1 protein-coding gene is annotated in these 815 nt (G+C 63.7%); it reads left to right on the top strand.

The window, feature by feature from the left end:
- Window positions 1–815 (top strand): L-aspartate oxidase (locus HMPREF2608_RS03425; protein ID WP_141761456.1); only part of this gene is annotated, 815 nt, incomplete at both ends.

The following is an 815-nucleotide window of genomic DNA, read 5'->3' on the forward strand; positions in this document are numbered from 1 at the left end:
GTCGCCGACTACACGGGCGAAGCCGTCATGCAGAGCCTGATTGCCCAAATACGCCGCCGCCCGAACATCCGCGTTTGCGAGCGGCAGATGGCGTTGGACATTCAAACCGAATCAGGCGCGGCGTGCGGGCTGACCGTCCTCGACTGTCGAACGCAAGAAACCTACCGCATCCGCGCCCGCCATACCGTACTCGCAGGCGGCGGCCTCGGGCAAATTTACGCCGCCACCACCACGCCACCCGAATGCACGGGCGACGCCATCGCCATGGCGATACGCACAGGCTGCGCAGTCGAAAACCTCGAATTTATCCAATTCCACCCCACAGGCTTGGCAAGGCCGTCTGAAAACGGCCGTACCTTCCTGATTTCCGAAGCCGTGCGTGGCGAAGGAGGCATCCTGACCAACCAATCGGGCGAACGGTTTATGCCGCATTACGACCGCCGCGCCGAACTCGCGCCGCGCGACATTGTTGCCCGCGCCATCGCCGCCGAAATCGCCAAACAAACGCAAGACTTCGTCTCGCTCGACATCAGCCGCCAACCCGCAGCGTTCGTCCGCCGGCATTTCCCGTCCATCCATCGGCACTGCCTGTCCCAATGCGGCTTGGACATCACGCACCAAGCCATCCCCGTCCGCCCCGTGCAACACTACACCTGCGGCGGCATCCAAACCGACCCCTGCGGCAGAACCTCCTTGCCGCAGCTCTACGCCTTAGGCGAAACCGCCTGCACAGGATTGCACGGAGCCAACCGCCTCGCCAGCAACTCCCTGCTCGAATGCGTCGTTACCGCCAGGCTTGCCGCCCAAACCATCGC

The sequence above is a fragment of the Neisseria sp. HMSC064D07 genome (genome assembly GCF_001837185.1).
Taxonomy (GTDB): domain Bacteria; phylum Pseudomonadota; class Gammaproteobacteria; order Burkholderiales; family Neisseriaceae; genus Neisseria; species Neisseria flavescens_C.